This is a genomic window from Vagococcus changpingensis, from assembly GCF_058211775.1.
Window position 1 is genome coordinate 379,854 of record NZ_JBYVZB010000001.1, and the last position, 19,437, is coordinate 399,290.

Annotated in this window: 11 protein-coding genes and 6 pseudogenes; 9 read left to right on the top strand and 8 right to left on the bottom strand. The window is 33.0% G+C overall.

Translation table 11 applies throughout. The features are described from left to right. Positions 1-227 precede the first annotated feature (227 nt). The gene (locus AC37UB_RS01950; protein ID WP_242093501.1) at positions 228-1,361 is read left to right on the top strand and encodes a trans-sulfuration enzyme family protein; all 1,134 of its coding nucleotides are present in this window, start codon (positions 228-230) and stop codon (positions 1,359-1,361) included. A gap of 40 nt (positions 1,362-1,401) precedes the next feature. Here the strand turns inward: AC37UB_RS01950 and thrS are convergent, their stop codons facing one another. From thrS to AC37UB_RS01965, 3 genes are all read right to left on the bottom strand, one after another. Beyond that, on the bottom strand, positions 1,402-3,336 hold the full coding sequence (thrS, locus tag AC37UB_RS01955; protein ID WP_490685254.1) for a threonine--tRNA ligase: 1,935 nt from the start codon (positions 3,334-3,336) through the stop codon (positions 1,402-1,404). A gap of 320 nt (positions 3,337-3,656) precedes the next feature. Beyond that, positions 3,657-5,297: a hypothetical protein gene (locus AC37UB_RS01960; protein WP_147340773.1), complete on the bottom strand. Its 1,641-nt coding sequence runs from the start codon at positions 5,295-5,297 to the stop codon at positions 3,657-3,659. After that, on the bottom strand, positions 5,278-6,030 hold the full coding sequence (locus AC37UB_RS01965; RefSeq protein WP_117972368.1) for an ABC transporter ATP-binding protein: 753 nt from the start codon (positions 6,028-6,030) through the stop codon (positions 5,278-5,280). The genes AC37UB_RS01960 and AC37UB_RS01965 overlap by 20 nt, the downstream gene beginning before the upstream one ends. Before the next feature lie 132 nt (positions 6,031-6,162). Here AC37UB_RS01965 and proC point away from each other — a divergent pair, with 132 nt between their 5' ends. From proC to AC37UB_RS01985, 4 genes and pseudogenes are all read left to right on the top strand, one after another. Then, on the top strand, positions 6,163-6,948 hold the full coding sequence (gene proC, locus AC37UB_RS01970; RefSeq protein ID WP_490685255.1) for a pyrroline-5-carboxylate reductase: 786 nt from the start codon (positions 6,163-6,165) through the stop codon (positions 6,946-6,948). A gap of 124 nt (positions 6,949-7,072) precedes the next feature. Further along, a pseudogene (locus tag AC37UB_RS01975) lies at positions 7,073-7,210 on the top strand (transposase); the annotation flags it as partial. Positions 7,211-7,213: 3 nt separating this feature from the next. Continuing rightward, positions 7,214-7,888: pseudogene (locus AC37UB_RS01980) on the top strand (transposase); the annotation flags it as partial. A gap of 98 nt (positions 7,889-7,986) precedes the next feature. Continuing rightward, positions 7,987-8,398, top strand: a pseudogene (locus AC37UB_RS01985) (helix-turn-helix domain-containing protein). A gap of 579 nt (positions 8,399-8,977) precedes the next feature. Here the strand turns inward: AC37UB_RS01985 and AC37UB_RS01990 are convergent. From AC37UB_RS01990 to AC37UB_RS02000, 3 genes and pseudogenes are all read right to left on the bottom strand, one after another. Next, positions 8,978-10,326, bottom strand: a pseudogene (locus AC37UB_RS01990) (FAD-dependent oxidoreductase). Positions 10,327-10,463: 137 nt separating this feature from the next. After that, a pseudogene (locus tag AC37UB_RS01995) lies at positions 10,464-11,087 on the bottom strand (cysteine hydrolase family protein). A gap of 264 nt (positions 11,088-11,351) precedes the next feature. Next, a complete protein-coding gene (locus AC37UB_RS02000; protein ID WP_490685256.1) occupies positions 11,352-11,942 on the bottom strand; it encodes a TetR/AcrR family transcriptional regulator in 591 nt (196 codons plus the stop codon). 286 nt (positions 11,943-12,228) lie between these two features. Here AC37UB_RS02000 and AC37UB_RS02005 point away from each other — a divergent pair, with 286 nt between their 5' ends. From AC37UB_RS02005 to AC37UB_RS02015, 3 genes and pseudogenes are all read left to right on the top strand, one after another. Next, positions 12,229-12,489, top strand: a complete 261-nt coding sequence (locus AC37UB_RS02005; protein ID WP_490685373.1) for a DUF3102 domain-containing protein — start codon at positions 12,229-12,231, stop codon at positions 12,487-12,489. 300 nt (positions 12,490-12,789) lie between these two features. Then, positions 12,790-13,086 (top strand): DUF4298 domain-containing protein, encoded by a 297-nt coding sequence (locus AC37UB_RS02010; protein ID WP_490685257.1) that lies wholly within the window; start codon positions 12,790-12,792, stop codon positions 13,084-13,086. Positions 13,087-13,500: 414 nt separating this feature from the next. After that, positions 13,501-14,043: pseudogene (locus tag AC37UB_RS02015) on the top strand (tyrosine-type recombinase/integrase). 249 nt (positions 14,044-14,292) lie between these two features. Here AC37UB_RS02015 and AC37UB_RS02020 read toward each other — a convergent pair. Then, on the bottom strand, positions 14,293-16,167 hold the full coding sequence (locus AC37UB_RS02020) for an ABC transporter permease (protein WP_490685258.1): 1,875 nt from the start codon (positions 16,165-16,167) through the stop codon (positions 14,293-14,295). Next, positions 16,157-16,909: an ABC transporter ATP-binding protein gene (locus AC37UB_RS02025; protein ID WP_241699219.1), complete on the bottom strand. Its 753-nt coding sequence runs from the start codon at positions 16,907-16,909 to the stop codon at positions 16,157-16,159. The genes AC37UB_RS02020 and AC37UB_RS02025 overlap by 11 nt, the downstream gene beginning before the upstream one ends. Positions 16,910-17,094: 185 nt before the next feature. On the opposite strand from AC37UB_RS02025, the gene AC37UB_RS02030 reads away from it, so the two are divergent. Continuing rightward, positions 17,095-19,194: a Na+/H+ antiporter gene (locus AC37UB_RS02030; protein ID WP_490685259.1), complete on the top strand. Its 2,100-nt coding sequence runs from the start codon at positions 17,095-17,097 to the stop codon at positions 19,192-19,194. The last annotated feature ends 243 nt before the right edge of the window (positions 19,195-19,437 follow it).

The window sequence follows — 19,437 nt, forward strand, 5'->3', positions numbered from 1 at the left end:
CATCATTTAACCTCCATTCCTAATTTATAGTTGTCATTATACACAAATTATCTATCATTTTAAAAAATTTGCTCTCAAAAATGATGATTTATTTGAAATGTTATTCATATGAACGTTTTTTAATACGAAATTTTACTTAAAATTTAATTGACAGCGCATACATGTGAGTGTTACGTTCAAGGTATTAACAGAATAAAATTAACTTATATAAAATTGGAGGGGATTTTATGAACATCAATACAAAATTACTACATGGTTATTCCGTTATCGACAAAGAAACTGGATCAGCCTCTATTCCAAAATACCAAACATCCACGTTCCATCAAGATGATGTCTTCCATCATACTGGATACAACTACACTCGGTTTGGTAACCCAACCATCACAGCTGTTGAAGAATGCATTGCTTCACTTGAAAATGCCAAATTCGGCCTAGCTTTTTCTTCAGGTATGGCAGCTATCAATTCTGTTTTATTTATGTTATCTCAAGGAGACCATCTTATCCTTGGAAAAAACATTTATGGGGGTACTTATCAGATTGTGACGGAATTTCTAACACGTTTCGGCGTGAAACATACGTTCGTTGATGAATCCGATGTTTCAGCATGGGAAAATGCCATCCAACCAAATACCAAGTTATTTTATTTAGAAACACCATCAAATCCATTGTTAACGATTACAGATTTAAAATCTGTCTGTCATTTAGCAAAAAAACATCAAATTTTAACTGCTTGTGACAACACATTTATGACACCTATTCACCAACAACCACTCGATTTTGGGGTCGATATTGTCATTCACAGTGCCACAAAATTTATTAATGGCCATAGTGATATTTTAGCCGGACTCATTGCGACAAATGATGAAAAACTCTACTCAACGCTCAAAAAACATCAAAAAGCATTAGGAAGTATTTTAAGCGTTGAAGATGCGTGGTTATTACTTAGAGGGGTTAAAACAATGGGTCTTCGCATGAAACAATCTGTTAAAAATGCAGCTAAAATCGCAGACTTTTTATCAAATCACGATGAAATAAAATCTGTCTATTACCCTGGACTAGCAACTCATCCTCAATCAGACATTCATCAATCACAAACACAATCTGGTGGTGCTGTTTTAAGTTTTGAGTTAAGTTGTGAAGATAAAGTCGCTGATTTCTTTAATAAATGTCAAATCCCTATTGTGGCTGTCAGTCTTGGCGGTGTTGAGTCGATTTTATCTTATCCATGGACCATGTCACATGCCTGTATGCCTGAAGAAGAACGCATCAAAATGGGTGTTACCTCAACGTTAATTCGTCTATCTTGTGGTATTGAGGATTGCGACGATTTGATTAATGATTTAGAAAATGCACTGAAATAAGCAAAAGACCAAGCCACAATCGACTTGGTCTTTTTTTGTACTATTTACTGTAGTTTTTCACTTCAGCAACCACTGATTCAACAAATAATGGTAATTTCACTGTCTCAGTTTCTTTGCTTCCGTATTTACGGACATTTACTTCACCGTTGTCTAACTCTTTATCTCCCACAACAATTTGATATGGAATTTTTTGAGTTTGAGATTCACGAATCTTGTAACCCATTTTTTCATTACGATCGTCCACTTCAAAACGTAAGCCTAAACTATTTAATTGCTCTTTGATTTCAAAGGCATAGTCACTATGTAAGTCTAAGTTAACTGGGATGATTGTTCCTTGCACTGGTGCTAACCAAGTTGGGAATGCGCCTTTATACACTTCAGTTAAGTAAGCCACAAAACGTTCCATCGTAGACACGATACCACGATGAATAACGACTGGACGATGAGTGTTTTCGCCATCTTTTCCAACATAAGTTAAGTCAAAACGTTCAGGTAATAAGAAGTCTAATTGGATAGTTGATAATGTTTCTTCCATTCCTAAGGCAGTTTTTACTTGCACGTCAAGTTTAGGGCCATAGAATGCTGCTTCGCCTTCTGCTTCAAAGTATTCTAACCCTAATTCATCAATGGCTTCTTTCAGCATTGTTTGAGCTTTTTCCCACATTTCATCATCATTAAAGTATTTTTCAGTGTTTTCTGGGTCTCTGTAACTTAAACGGAAACGATAATCTGTAATATTGAAATCTTCATATACGGCAACCATTAATTCTAATGTACGTTTGAATTCATCTTTGATTTGATCTGGACGAACAAATGTATGACCATCATTTAATGTCATTTCACGAACACGTTGTAATCCTGATAACGCACCTGATTTTTCATAACGGTGCATCATACCAAGTTCAGCGATACGAATTGGCAATTCACGGTAACTATGAACATCGTTTTTATAAACCATCATATGATGTGGACAGTTCATTGGACGTAATACTAACATTTCGCCATCTCCCATGTCCATTGGTGGGAACATGTCTTCATGGTAATGATCCCAGTGACCAGAAGTTTTGTAAAATTCAACGTTTGCCATAATGGGTGTGTAAACGTGTTGGTACCCTAAGCTGATTTCTTTATCCGTAATGTAGCGTTCGATTGTACGGCGAATTGTCGCACCTTTTGGTAACCAGAATGGTAAACCAGAACCAACTTCAGGACTTAACATAAATAAGTCTAATTCTTTACCAAGTTTTCTATGGTCACGCTCTTTCGCTTCTTCACGCATTTTGATGTATTCTTTTAATGCTTTTTTATCAAAGAATGCAGTTCCGTATACACGTTGCATCATGTGGTTATCAGAGTTTCCTCTCCAGTATGCTCCGGCAACTGACAATAATTTAAAGATTTGGATGCGTCCAGTAGATGGCACATGAACCCCGCGACATAAATCAACAAAATCACCTTGCTCATAAACAGTAATCACTTCATCTTCTGGTAGGTCAGTAATTAATTCCACTTTATATGGATCTTCCTTAAACAACTCTAAAGCATCGGCACGAGAAATTTCTTTGCGAACGATTGGGTTATTTTCTTTTACAATCGCCATCATCTCTTTTTCAATCGCTTCTAAGTTTTCTTCAGAGATAACCTCTTCACCATTATCAGTGTCATAGTAAAATCCATTTTCAATCGCTGGTCCAACACCAAAATGAATATTTGGGTATAAACGTTTCATCGCATTTGCCATCAAATGAGCTGTTGAGTGACGTAAAATTCCTAACGCCTCTTCATGATCTGGTGTCACGATTTCAATTGATCCATCCACTTCGATTGGTCGCTCTAAATCAATCAATTCGCCATTTAATTTACCTGCTAAAGCTTTTTTTGCTAGAGAATTGCTAATGCTTTTTGCAATATCTAATGTTGATGAGCCACTCTCAAATTCTTTGACAGCGCCATCTGGAAAAGTAATCTTAATCATACTATCGTCTCCTTTTAATTGTTTAAATAAAAAAAAGCCCTAGTAAGTCATATTGACCTACTAGGACGAATCATCGTGGTTCCACCTAATATTTAAGACATAAATCTATGTCTCCTCGAGCGTGTTAACGGTACGACCGGTCAAGTTTCAACTCGACTTTCGAAAGTGGTCAACACGTGCACTTATCTGGAAAACTCTCAATTATGTTTTCCTCCCTGTCAGATAGCCCTCACATATCGGTGTCTTTCTCAACAATTATCTTTTATTTATCTACAGTTATATTTATAACACCTTTATAAATATAAAACAAGTACAAACATTTAATTTTTTAATTTAAACGTTTTGGGTGCGACTTTTTTTATCACAATTAGCCCAATAGCAACATACAATAACGACACAATAGACAATCCTAATGCATAGTAAAGTCCTGTTGTTTTAAGTTGTAAATTTATATAGGCAAACAAATAAAAGACACCATTCACTACTTTATAAATAGGATTGATTACTTGAAAATCACTTGTAAAGGGTTGAAGGATATAATAAACAAATAATTCGTGAAACGAAAAAAGTAACGTTAAACTTATGATGACTAAAAGAGCAAGCCCAATCAAATGGATGGAATTAAGCCCAACAACTAGTAAATTAAATAAGATTAACCAAACTAATAAAACACCGTTCACGATACTATTGTAAAACAGGATTTTTTTAAACCTAGCGAGAAATCCACTAATTATTGCTTCTTTTGTTCGATAAAAAGGAAACGTCAACATGGAGATATCACAATTCATAAATAAACTTTGTACCACACTTTTACCAACTGACGTTAAATATAAAACAAAAAAGAGTGATGGGACAAGGCGATACATAAATTCTTCTAACTCACCGACACCAGACATTAATGGAAAAAACTGACTGGCTACTACTAAAGCTAAGCCTAATACACTAATACTGATTACTTTAATCAGCAATCCCTTACCCAGTCCTTTTTTAAATCGACTAAAAAATAATGCATTTAAGTAAGCACTTCCTGACAAATCATCGAAGTTCGCCTGTTCATCAATGCTCATTTTTTTTGTTAAGCCTACGCCTTCAGTAAAGTTTGTAGTTTTATTTTTCAATTCTTTATCATCGGCTTCAAAGGCATACATTGATGAGCTAACTTTTTTATCGGCTACTAATGAAAAACGAGGATAAGATAAATAATTCTTGGCCACTAACCAACTCGCCAGAAAGTTAAAAATAATGAGTCCTATTATTACCAATAGATTAGAAAATAAAAAACTCATAAAAGAAGATAACATGGTGAAACAAAATCCAATAACTAATGCCAACATCACTACCAATATCGCAACTTTTTTTATCCATGGATATTTTTGTAGTGTCAGTGGTAAATCTATTCTTAGCCAAATCATACTAAAAAACACATAAGCACTACTCCCTAATAATGTGGTTAAAATAACCGGTAAGCTATTAAACAGACTCATAACAATCAACGCAATGGTGACGATGATTAAATCAAAGCATAGTTCCAACAGAGTCATTCTTTTCAAATGAGAAGATTTATTAATTCGAAAATTAGTGATAAACAACACATCTTTTTTATCAGGAACACTAAATAATGAGCCAAATATTGGCAAATAAAACGCAAAGACAACTAACCAAATATCAAAACTTGATAACTGACTCTCTTTAAATACAACATTAGCTAAAAATGAACTGACAAAGAAAGGAATGATACCTATTATGACTTTAATTGCTGTTGAAATAGCAAACTTAATATAGGTGAATACTTTCTTTAAGGGATAATCCGCATAAACCATTCTAACAGGAACAATTTTACCAATAAAAGGAATTCTACCAATAAAATAAAACAAACCATTAATAAAGATAGTCCCTTTAAATAACTGCAATAAAATATATTCTGTGAGGGTTGACCTAACATTACTTATCATCTGACTCACCTATCACCTCAACCACTGCATCTTGAGATTTACCCTCTTCATCAGATAACATGGCAACAATATCCGCTTCAAAACTATTCGTATGAATTTTAGTTGGATCAAACCCTGTTAATTTACCTTTATGAAGCACCACAATCTCATCACATAAATCTTGTGCTAACTGTAAAATATGAGTGGAGAATATCACAACGGAATCTTTTTTTATTGATAAAATCAATTCTTTCATTTCATGAGCTGCAACCACATCAAAACTCGTCAATGGTTCATCCAATAATAAGACAGGTGGTTGCACCATCATCGTAGCAATCATCTGAACTTTATTTTTCATCCCATGCGAGTAGTCTTTCAGTAACCGATGGCGATCCTCTTTTTTTATCCCAACTTTTGCTAAATACTCATCTGGTGTGCGGACGTTGGGCATTTTTTCTTTATTCATATCAATAAAAAACTTAATGAATTCATAACCTGTCATAAAATCTGGTAGAGTTGGGGTAGCATGAACTAACCCAACTTCTAGATCAGAAAAATCATGCTCTATCATGTCCTCTTTCAACTGAATCGTCCCTGAGTCAATGGATAAATCTTTTGATATACAATTAAAAAGTGTCGTTTTACCCGCTCCATTTCGACCTAATAATCCATATATTTTGCCTTTTTCAAATTGAAAACTCGCTTCATCTAAAATCACTTTATCATCAAACTTTTTCACTACGTCTTGTATGATTAACTCCACTCAACCCACTCCTTTAGTTTAAATGTCCTTATAGTATATCATAAAGTGATATACTATAAAATTAGTTGTCACAAATAATTTTACGTTCTATACTAAATTGGTTAACTATTTAAAAGAAAGATGGGATGATATATGAAGATCGGTATATTTGGCGCCGGCCATATGGGAGGAGCTATGATTAAAGGGTGGGTTCGCTCAAATAATATTTCTCCAACAGATATTCTTGTAAAAGGGGGTAAAGGGGACACAGCAAAAAAACTACAACAAAATATTCCTTTTAACCTAACTGATAATTTAGAAGATTTTGACCAAGTGGATATGATTTTTTTAGCCGTTAAAACACCTATTATTCTTCCAGTCATAAACGAATTAAAAAATCATTTAAACAAAGACCTTCCTATTATTTCAGTATCAGCTGGTGTCCCTATTTCCTTAATGCAGGAAGCTTTAGGTGGAACTTACCCTATCGCTCAAGCTATCCCCAATACACCTGTACAAATCAATCAAGGTATTACTGGTATTGCTTACTCACAGTCAATAAGTAATCTTGATAAAATCGCAATCCATGATTGTTTAAGTCTTTTGGGAACGGTAGAAGAAATTTCTGAAGATAAGATTGATATTTTTGGTACATTGGCAGGATGCGGACCAGCATTTGTTGACGTCTTTATGGAAGCTCTAGGAGATGCGGCAGTATTACATGGTATGGACAGAAAATTAGCTTATACTGTTGCTGCCAAGATGGTAAGTGGATCAGCTAATTTACTACTAGACTCTAACAAACACCCTGGTGAATTAAAAGATGGTGTAACCTCTCCTGGCGGTACAACTATTAAAGGTATCACTGCTTTAGAAAAAGAAGGATTTAGGTATGCCACCATCTCTGGTATTGATACCATCATGCAAAGTTACAAATAGAAAAAAGCATCCACTTATCATAGTTGCTTCAGACTGTAGACAAAGTATTGATAAATTTCGATACTTTATCTTTTTTTGTTAAGATAGAAGAAAGGAGTGACTATTAATGTTGAAAAAACAAGATATGAGTAAACGTAATCAAATAGGTTTTTATTCATTAGAAGACTTAGTTTCACAGGAACATTTTTTAAGAGATATTGATAAATACGTCGATTTTAGTTTTATTTATCAACTTGTTGAGGATAAATATGATCAGTCTAATGGACGACACGGATGGGTTTTAGGATATACAACGCATCCAGGTAATCAACATGATAGTCGTACTTTTATCTCTATTTACAATAAATTAAAAAGTCATTTCACTCTGAATAAATTAGTGATGGATGCAGGCTACAAGACACCAGGTATTGCCCATTTGTTATTTCAAGATAACTTAACATCTATTTTTCCATACAAGAGACCCATGACCAAGAAAGGTTTTTTCAAAAAATATGATTATGTTTATGACGAATACTATAATCAATATATTTGTCCCAATATGAAAACATTAACTTATACGACAACTAATCGAGATGGTTATCGAGAATATAAAAGTAACCCTCATGATTGTATGACATGTTCTTTAATAAATAAATGTACGCAGTCAAAGGATAAGAGAAAGCAAGTTCAACGTCATTTATGGGAAGATGATATGGAACGATGTGAAGACATACGTCATTCCATTGGAATGAAATCTATCTATAATAATCGTAAACAGACGATTGAGAGGTTATTTGGAACAGGAAAAGAAAAAATGCACATGAAAATTGGGCTTACTTTCGCATGTCTTAATATAAAAAAATTAGCAAAAGTGCTTAAATTAAGAGACCTAGAGGGCTCTATTTTTTTGTCTATTTTTAATTATTTACCTACATTAATCATTGGATTGTCTTCACTCTGAAACTATATTGAATAATATAGTTTGGATATTTGCAGTTATTTTATTATTATTTGATGCTTTTACAATTGGTGTGCCTAAAAAGATACAAGGTAAAAACAATGAGTGAAGGATTGAAAACGATTAAAGAGCTGGCGGATGAGTTAGGTGTTTCCAAACAAGCTATTCAATATCATATAAAATCATTGACAAACAAAAACCGACAAACAAAAAGAACCGAATATTAATCAATATTTGTTAAATGAAATTGAAGAAGTTAAGAAAAATAGGGATAAACAATTAGCAGTTAAAGATAAACAAATAGAAAATAAAAACATTCAAATTGCACAAATGCAAAATCTGCTAGATCAGCAACAACGTTTAGCCCTAAAAGATAAAAAATTGCTGGAAGAATACAAGGCAGAGAATGATAGCTTTAAAGCCCTTAAAAAGCAAATAGAAGTCTTAAATGATAAAATAAAAGGACAGGAACAGGCGAATAATCAAAGTTCTAAAAAATGGTATCAATTTTGAAAATGATAAAAAGCCTATAAAATGAGATTTTAGACTTTTTATTATTTAAGTGGCATAATTCTACTCAAAGCCATTTAAAAGGGCTTAAAAGGCAACATATGAGCTTATAGGACTATTCAAGCATTAAAGGGAGTGAAAAATTCATTTTTTAATTTCTTTAGTGCTTTTTCAGTGCTTTTTCGTTGGTTTGCTTACATTTATCGTTTTATTGATTGAAAAAGTCACAAAAAAATAAGAACCGTCTGACTTTGGTAAGTTAACGGTTCTTAGAACATTATACTGCCACCGACTTTTAATCGGCTACACTAGGACTTGTTAGCGCAAGTCCTTTTTCTTTACCCTTATTTTATCACAACTTCGTTTTTTGTCATCTCGTTTAATTAAGAAAGATAAACACTCTCACCTTCTCATAAAACTGTCATAATCTGCTCATATTGCTCAACTTTTCAAGGCTAATCGGGCATTCATTAAATTGACTTAAAATAACTATTAAAAACCTTCGTTTTAATTATCAAGATATAAAAAGTTATTGGTAGTATGTCAGTAACTCATACTCGATTTCCATCAAATTTGACTATTTTATTTTATTTCATTTTTAGCGGCAAACAAATCATTTAATGCTTCAGTCATGGTTGGATGAGTGTAAATTTTGTCACGCAATACTGTGTAAGGCAAGCCTACTTCAATCGCAAGACTTATGAGATTAATTGTTTCATAAGATTCTTCTGCGTAAATTGTAACACCAAGAATTTTGTCTGTCTCTGGATCAACCAAAGCTTTGAGTAAGCCTTTAGACTGATTCAAGACAGCTGATTTTGGAATGGATGTCGCAGCAAGTTTGAAGAGACGGTAATCGATGCCCGCTGCTTCAGCATCTTTTTCATTAAGGCCAACTTTAGACAAGGCAGGTGTGATAAAAACAGAGGTTGGTACATTTTTTCGGTCGGACAGACTCCACTTACCATCTCCATAAAGGTTATTACTTACAATACGGAAATCATCAAGGGAAGTGTAAGTAAATTGTAAACCGCCATGCACATCCCCAAGTGCCCATACATTTTGAACAGTGGTTTCAAGTTTATCGTTGACCACAATTTCTCCACGTTGACCAAGTTGAATATTAGTGTTTTCAAGTCCAAGTCCAGCAGTATTGGGTTTGCGACCTGTTGCAACCAAAATTTTATCTGATAAGATTGAAACTTTTTTGCCTTCTTTATTTATTATTTCAACGCTATTGTCAGTAATAGCATCAATCTTCACGCCAAGCTTAAAGATAATCCCCCTAGATTCAAGGTCGGAACGAACCAACTTCGAAATATCTTCATCATCACGAGGAAGGAAGTTATCGAAAATATCAAGAACTGTTACTTTTGATCCGTAACTTGCAAACATTGAAGCAAATTCAAGACCAATATAACCAGAACCAATAATCGTCAAATGTTCAGGAAGCTGCTTCAAATCCATTAATTCGGTTGAAGTCACAACATTTCTACTGTCCACAAGTCCGGAAATTGGTGGCAAGACAGGTGTCGCGCCAGTATTGATAAAGATACGTTCGCCAATTAGTTGTGCAATGACTTCACCCTCAGCATCCTTCACTTCGATTTCGTGATCAGAGACAAATTTTGCTTTGCCATCAATAACTTCAGCTGTTGCTTCATCTGCAATCATGTGATAATTTTTTAGATTCAAATTACCTGTAAGCATCGCTTTTTTTCTGCAGCTTCTGTGAATTTCAAACCTTTTTCACCGTTGACAATCAAAGATTTTGATGGAATACAGCCGATGTTGATACAAGTCCCACCATACATTCGAGGTGATTGTTCAATAACGACGACACTTTCTCCTTTTCCAGCAAGGAATTTGGCCAAGGTCTTTCCACCTTTACCAAAACCAACAACGATATTTTTTACGTCTATTTTTTTCATTTAAAAACCTCCAAATTTTAGTTTTAAACTAACTAATTATCCACGATAGATTTACCACATCACCGAAGCTTTTAATTTTTTCAGTAGCTAGTTCATCAAATATTACTTTCATTTAATTTGCCTGTTTACCTATTGCTTCAAAGCTCTTCAAGAACTGTTGCTGTACTCATGGTGCGATCTGCAACAAATCCAAAATTTGTTATTGCTGCATCATAGGCTTCTTGACCAGGTGCTCCTGTTGCGTCAGCTGCAACGTGAACGTGAAAACCTGATTCTACAAGTTCACGCAAGTGTGAATCCACACAGAGATTTGCGTTCATTCCAGCCAAGATAACAGTATCAATGCCGTTTTTACGGAGTTGAAGCACCAAGTCATTTGATTCGGGACCGAAGATTTTGTGGAGGCTTGTGATGATAGTATTTTCATCCAAGTAAGGTTTGAGTTCCTCCACGAAGTCTGCTCCTGAACCTTTCACTGTTTCTTGATACTGGTGTTCACGATGGAACATTTTGTTATTCAACATCATTTGTTCGCCTTGACCACCAAATTACCAGTTTTGGTCATGGTCGTAAAAGTAATGTGGTGAAATAAAGATTTTATAGCCTTTTGCTTTAGCATGTTTGAAGAGTTCTGTAAGATTCTCAGTGGTATGATATTTTCTGAGGATATCTTTTGTTAGACCATATCCTGCACCTTTTGGTTTGAGGAATTCGACTTGTGGGTCTGTAACGACGAATGCTGTATTTTTGTTATTGAATATTTTGTTCTCCTTTAAATATAAAATTTTTATGATAATTCTGTAATGAGTTGCTTAAGTATTCCCTTACCACGAACGTCTATGAATGTTTGACAACTTTTCCATCTTTTTTAAACATCGGCAATGGGATATCCTCTCCGAATCGCATCGACCTGCAAAATCTTGACTTTTTCTTTAGATTCAACTGCTGACATAAAGATTTACGTCGTATCACAGTAGTAGGCGGGGCAGGACCTGATCCGATAACTATCATATCCAATTTTTTCATTATTTTTCTCCCACTTTTTCAAAACTAGTTTTTAATAAATCAAAATTTGATTCCAGAACATTTAAATCTTGAGTCACTTTCAAGAGTAGAAGACTTCCTTGAATTTGAGCAATAATTGCATGTGCTGCAGGAAGATTTTGTTTCACCGGCAGTCCTGTTAAAGCTGATAGATTTTCTGCAATTTTTTTTTGTAAATCTGAAAATAGTTGTTCAAGAGGTTTTCTAAAATCCTCATCTAGGGTGGAAAGTTCAATAACGAGATTACCTACAGGACAGCCGTAGTATATTTTTTTTTGCGCATGATCACTGTAAATCCAATCCAGCATCTCTTTCAAGTTTGTCAGTGGACTTTCATCTCTCGATAGGATTCCATTTAGCAAATGTTTTTGCCAAATTTTAACATGATTATCGATGACTGCTAGGCTAGCTTCTTTTTTTGAATCAAAGTAATAATAGAATTGCCCTTTGCCTGTCGCAGTTTCATCTAAAATATCATTAATAGAAGTCCCTATATAACCTTTTTTATATATAAGCTGTTCTGTAGCCGTCAATATCTTTTCTTTCGTATTTCTCAAGTTGTACACCTCCATATTTTTAGAAACAAATGGTTAGATTAGATTGTATCTAACAACATTGTTTTGTACCACCTGGTATAATTATATTAACATCTTCTTTTTTGAAACACAAACATTCTGTACCGAATAGTACAAAACATATCATTAACTGTGTCCTAGTATAAAAAATGATTTTGTTGTTGAACCTTATCATTTTGGTTCTGTTGCAAAGTTTTCCAAAAAATCTATTTTAGTGTAAAATTGAGAAAAAAAACAGAGGGGACAGAGTAATGAATCATTTTAAAGGCAATCAATTTGGGAAATTGGTCGCAGGTTAAATCATGTTAAAGAAAATGATTTGGCACATGGTGATTTTATAAATTGGCTCAAAAAAATAAATATTGAAAGATCCGAAGCCCATAGATTTATGAAAGTTGCTAAGGAGCTTCCAAATGTTGACAATTGGCAACATTTAAGTAATAGAGCGCTATATACTTGTCCAATCGTTGGACAACAGTCAAATATGATAACGTTGTCAGATAATAGAAATCGACTTCCAATTTGTGAACGTACACAAATTTAGTAACGTTTCGAAATATCCAAATGTTTGTACATACCAACATATCAAAAATAGAATACATACTCTAATTTAAGATAACACCAATATCAACCGACGTCGGTTGATTCTTCGCAAAACGAAGATCACAAATACAATTTTTTGAATCTCTTCCAATTGGCACAATATCAAGCGCAATCACTCATTCCAGTGATCTAGACGTGCTTAGAATGGCAATCTCAACATTAAATATAACTTTATTAAATACTAATGATTGCATTAAAAATTGCTTTTTGAGATAATTGCTAAAAAAGTGAGGATTCTCAAATGGATAACAAAGATATAGAGCTGATTCAACAAATGGAAAACAAATATGACACTTTTATGCCAGTCTTAACTAATTTAATGGATAGTGTTGAAAAATTTAACTCAATTTACAATAATTATATTGAATTAAAAAATTTTTATGGTAGTGAAAAATGGTTTGAATATATGGAAATTGAAAAGATCCCAGTAAAATGTGGTGTTTTATCAGAAGACCAATTATTTGATATGATTGGTGATCATAATGAACTTCTTGGAGTATTACTTGACCTAACTTCAAAAATGTACAAAAATTTTTAAAAAAAATAAGCACCACTTAAGGTGCCATTTCCTGCCTGCTGAACTCATTTTTAGTGACTTTTTATATAGTTTTGATTTTGTTTTATTTTCATCTAACTGTAAACCAAATTATCACAAACGCTTATATATCAATGAAGTTTACTATAAATTTACACTGTTTAAATGCTAGGTTTAATTCTACAAATTATTTTGAATTTTATTTCAGGTAATTACTGGAAGAGTAAGTAGACCAGTCTTTAACGTCACTTCCAATTATAGCTAATTCTTTATGAGCATTAATAATTCCCATTGTTGTCAATTTTCCAGCTTCTAAAATTACGACGTAATCACTTAGTTTTTCTTCTAATCGATTTTTAAAACTGAAATCAATGGAGCGTTCTTTATCTTTATATCAAAGATTCAAATATCTTAAAAATGGTGCAGGATACACTACTTGATAGTTTTCGTGCTGGTCGTCGCAACTGTACAATTTTCCAAGCTGGGAAAGCACCCTTGCTACGTGTGAGTGACGTCATGAAATTAAGAAAAACAGATGTCTTTAATCTTGATGGAACAGTCAAACAAACTGCATTTATTCATGATCAAAAAACAGGTAAGGGAAATACGTTATATTTAAAACCTGTCCAACAAGATTTAACGCTTTATCATGCATGGCTCATCCAACAAAATATGAATTCAGAGTGGTTATTTCCTTCAACTTCTCGTCCTGATCGTCCTATTACTGAGAAACAGTTTTATAAGATTATGGCACGAGTTGGTGATCTTTTAGGAATTAACTATCTAGGAACGCATACCATGCGTAAAACAGGCGCCTATCGGGGCTATACGTAGTCAAACTATAATATTGGTTTAGTGATGCATTTATTAAACCATTCAAGTGATGCTATGACCTTAACGTATCTTGGATTAGATCAAGCTAGTCGAGAAACGACGTTAGACCAAATTGATTTTGGGTAATGAATGTTTAGAACTTAGTAGTCGTCCAAAAACGACTACTTTTTTTGTTGAATCGTACGAGGACGATTCGATGCTTTTGACTTGTAAGAACAGGATTGAATGAAGCAATACTGTTCGCATATTTTTAGTGGATGAACAAACAAAATACGAGAGATTTTTTGTTCGTTTATCCATGGTTTTAGAAAAAAAGAGACGATTTTGGAAGAAGAAAATCGTCTCAGAGTGAAGACAAACCAATTACTCTGTTTTCTATTCTATAGTGACCTCTTGATATAATTTTCTAAAATAAAAATGACTTGCGATTAAATAATAAATAATTTGTATAACTAAAAATAGACCTATAATCATAAATGCCATCATTTGTAATCTTTGATTAAATAAAGCATACATTGCTTTTAACGCTACTAATCCATGAACAGAAGACACTATAATTGGAGTAAAAAATAAAATACCAACTTGTCTATAAACAGTCTTCTTGATTTCTTTGCGACTAAGTCCTAATTTATAAACTATTTTAAATTTTTGAATATCTACTGCCATATCACTATATAACCTAAAATATAAAAAACTACCAGCAGACACAAAGAAAATAGTACCAATAAAAAAGCCAACAAATAATACAGGTGTATAAGTTTCTGTAATGGATTCAATAATTAATGGCTTACTTTGAAGACCTTCAATTTCTTTTAAGTGTGTCGCAACCTTTAACTGTTGATCGTGATCTTTCGGATTGCCCATCCATCCAATTTCTTGCTGAATCCCATATTTTTTAGCAAATTGACTATAAACTGTTTTAGGTACTACATACACATTTTGAAAACCAGGAATAACCACTTTTTCCACCTCAAAATTATTCACAGGTACACTTGTCCCATCAGGTAATGGTAACTCTTTTAAGTAGCTTGTTTGAGGTTGTCCTGATAATAGGTTACTATCAATATTTAATCGATAAGACTGATTAGTATCCAATATTTTTTTATTTTTAGTATATTTTGCAATGTTATTATACCCATTTGTACTAATGACTCTGTACCCATTTTGATGTTTAGATTCTGGAACATAGACCACTTTCATACGAAGTTCTGTCATATTTAAGTCTTGATTATCCATTTCACTTTGAACTGCCCCTAAATTATTAACTAATCTTTCTTGATTACCATCAGAGTCTGATAAATAAAAGTCATAAGTCATCGCATTGACAGAAGCAACTGTCATTTCTTTTAACCCTGCTAAAGAGCCAATAGCAGCGAACACAACAGTTGTGATGATTGCTACCAAAAAAAATGACCGTGCATTATCCTTCATCCGAAAGCCCAAATCTGAATAGACTAGCATATTCGTTTTTTTCCAAAACCGTTGTTTATTTTTTTGTAGTTGTGTAACAACGAGAATACTTAACTGATTAAACAAAAAATAAGTCCCAATAATTACCATCAATACAACAGGTATCATAGCCACAAAAACCTGCATACCTTGAGCGTACAAAGCAATCGCATACCCCATTCCAATAAATAATAAGGCAAAAATCGATTTTATCTTGGATGATTTGATTTCCTCTTTTCCTAAATCTTCACTTTTAATCAATTCTTGAATGTCCATTTTAGGAATCTTAAATTGAATAAAGAAAGAACTCAAAAAGAATAGAATAGTAAACGCGACAAACGTTATCACAATTGACTTTAATGGAAAATAAAAAGCTAATTGAACCATTAATATCTTTTTACTCAAAAATAATAGCACTTGTGAAAATATTAAGCCAGCTAGAATACCAATAACTGTGGCAAAAAATCCCACTATAGTATTTTCTTGAAAAATCATCTTTCTTAACTGTTTTGGAGACATCCCTTGGATTAACAACAAACCAAACTCTTTCTTACGTGATTGGAGAAAGATGTCCATAGAATATAACACGTAAAAAAATGAAAAAATATAAATAATACTTGACGATAGATTCATGCCCACTATAACAAACGGATGCATAGATGATTCACCAAGAGATGGATGATTAGAGAAAGTTAAAAAAGTTAAAAACGTCATGACAGTTGTTAACGTGCTTAAAAAATAGGCTAGATATAATGGTTTATTTCGAATAGTATTTTTATAAATAAATTCCTTAAAAGTCATATACTTCACCTTCCAACTGCCTCAAACTAAATAGAATATCATCATAAAACTCACTTTGAGAACTATGTCGACTAATTTCATCGCTTAATTCACCATCTTTAATAAACACAATACGCTGACAATAACTTGCAGCAAGAACATCATGCGTCACCATTAAAATCGTAGAATTAAGTCTAGTATTTAACTCTGATAATAATCTCATAACGTCTTTTGATGATTTCGTGTCTAAATTTCCAGTTGGTTCATCTGCTAGTAATAACTTTGGTTCATGAATCATTGAACGTGCAATAGCAACACGTTGTGCTTGTCCACCAGAAATATTACTAATTCGTTTGTTTAACAATGATTCAATACCTAATACTTCAGAGATATCATTTAATTTTTTTGTCATAACACTAACTTTTTCACCATCTAGTGTCAATGGTAGCACAATATTTTCTGCTACGGTTAAGGTGGGTATCAAGTTAAATCCTTGAAATACAAACCCTAATTGATTTCGTCTAAATTTTGCTAAATCCTCTTGATTTAAATTCGACGCTCGTTCACCATCAATTGTGATGTTTCCTGATGAAGGCTGATCTATTGTACCAACGAGATTTAGAAGAGTTGATTTACCACTTCCAGAAGGACCCATAATGCCAACAAATTCACCCTCTTTTACACTGAGGCTCACTCCCTTTAGTGCTTGAAATAATGAATCTCCTGTACCAAACGTTTTTGTTACGTTATTTATTTCTAACATCTTTTTACCCACTTTCGTTCTCACAATCCCCTCATTATAGAATAACATGTTAACGTTTATATTAAAACGAACAATATCCCAAGATTGTTAACACATAATAATTTTAACACTGTTTTATTAGAAAAGGCTATTATTCATACAGATTTTTGCTATACTTATTATATACAAAAAATGGAGGTGAAGCTATGGCAGTATTAGAAACCACTATTTTACTGATTATACTCGTTATTCTATCTAATATTATCAGTCACTATCTTGTGGCAGTTCCTACCGCATTAATTGAAATAGCCGTTGGTGTTATTGCCGCATTATTTTTACATTTAGATATAGAATTACAAACTGATTGGTTTATGTTGTTATTTGTAGCACCACTTTTATACAATGATGCCAAGCATTTTCCAAAGAAAGAATTATGGGAACTACGAGCTCCAATTTTTGCTAATGCTATTTTCCTTGTCTTTCTTACTACAATTGCAGGAGGACTATTAATTAATTTATTTATCCCACAAGTCAGCTTGCCATTAGCCTTTGCTTTGGCAGCTGTATTATCACCAACCGATCCAGTAGCAGTTCAAGGTATCGCTGAACAAGTAAAACTTCCTAAACGAATTTTAACGTTAATCAGTGGGGAGAGTTTGATTAATGATGCTAGTGGATTAATCGCATTTAAATATGCACTAGCGGCCTTTCTAACTGGCACTTTCTCATTAAGACAAGCCTCTGGTGACTTTATTTATATGACTTTAATCGGTATACTGACTGGCTATATCATCAGTCGACTAATTTATTTGATTCAAAGGAGTTTGTTAAGGCAGGGCATTCAAGATGTCATTTTACATTCGTCTCTTCAAGTAATGACGCCTTTTGTTATTTTTATTATGGCAGAAATCGTTCGGGCATCAGGAGTTATTGCAGTAGTCGTTTCAGGTGTTATGGCCATTCAGCAAGAGCCATTATTTAGAGGACAATTTTCTGAGATAAAAATTGTAACCAATAAATTATGGGATATTATTATTTACTTGCTAAATGGCATTGTTTTTGTCGTATTAGGTACAACTCTTCCTTATGCTATGCGTGGAGCCATTATTAATCCTACTATTAATAATGCTCTGTTAATCCTTTATGTTATCATCGTGTGGCTTATACTGATGATAATAAGAACATTATGGACGTATGCTTACATGTGGTATCATTACTTTAAAGCAAAAGATAACATCCAACTAAAGCCCAAATTTTCTATTGCTATTTTAACGGGATTAACTGGTGTTAGGGGAGCTGTCACTATGGCGATGGTTTTATCTATTCCATTCTTTTTACCAGATGGTGCTGTATTCCAAGAACGATATCTGATTATCTTTTTAGCTAGTGGCGTTATTTTAGCAAGTTTACTAGTTGCTGTGATTACATTGCCTATTTTCACAAAACAGAAAAAGCGATTGATTTTGGCTGGGGATGAAGGAACACAAGAACCTATTGATGACTCAAATAATTCATCTCAACTACCTGAAATAGAAGCTAGAAAATTGATGACTAAGCGAGCCATTCAATCCTTGCAACAAGAGCTAAATAATGAAAATCAATTAATTATTAATGATATTTTACAAGATTTTGATAAGCAATTACGTTTCTTATACTTAGATGATAATCACACATCTAACACTGTTTATTATGAATTAGAATCAGATTATAGATGCCAAGCAGCAGATTTTGAAACAAATAAAGTAATGGAGATATTACCTCAATTAGCATTACCTAAAAAAATTGAACAAAATTATTTAAAAATGCTTGAATACAAACAACGTGCCCATTCAAGTAATGTTAAAATCATCGTACAACGCTCTTTATATAAAGCTCAGAAAAAAATCAAAAGACTTGTATATCAAACTTTTTTAAAACGACAACCTGAAAAATCTCAATTAGATAATATTAAAAAAATTACTTTATTAGAAGTTAAAAGTTCTGAAGCAACTTTTGATATGTTAAATGATTGTCAAAATAATTTAGATAAAGCAGACAAATATTTTACAGTAAAATATAATATTTTAAACCAACTTATGATGGAATATACAAGTAAGATACATCGCATTCAGCATTATCATCTTATTCAAGAATCATCTTATCAAGAGATATACAGAGATTATTTTTTAAGGGCTCTTGATGAAGAAAGAGGTATGATTCAAAAGCTTCTTGAACAAGGGCGAATTTCTAATACTATGGCAAATCAACTACGCCAAGGAATTAATTACAATGAAACATCCTTTCTACAAACAAATATTGAAGATTAAATTAAAACATAACAAAAAGTCGAAAATTAATTCAATTTTCGACTTTTTGTTATGTAAAAATATCTTTTGATTATTGTGTTATCTATAGTATAAGCTAGTTCATATTCATTGCCTAAATCGTCAACCAATCATTTGTCATTTAAATCAGATATAGTAAATTTTTTTATGATATCTTTTCCACTAATAGTGACTTTTTCATTTTTTATCTACTGATATAACAACATTTTTAAATAATTTTTCGAT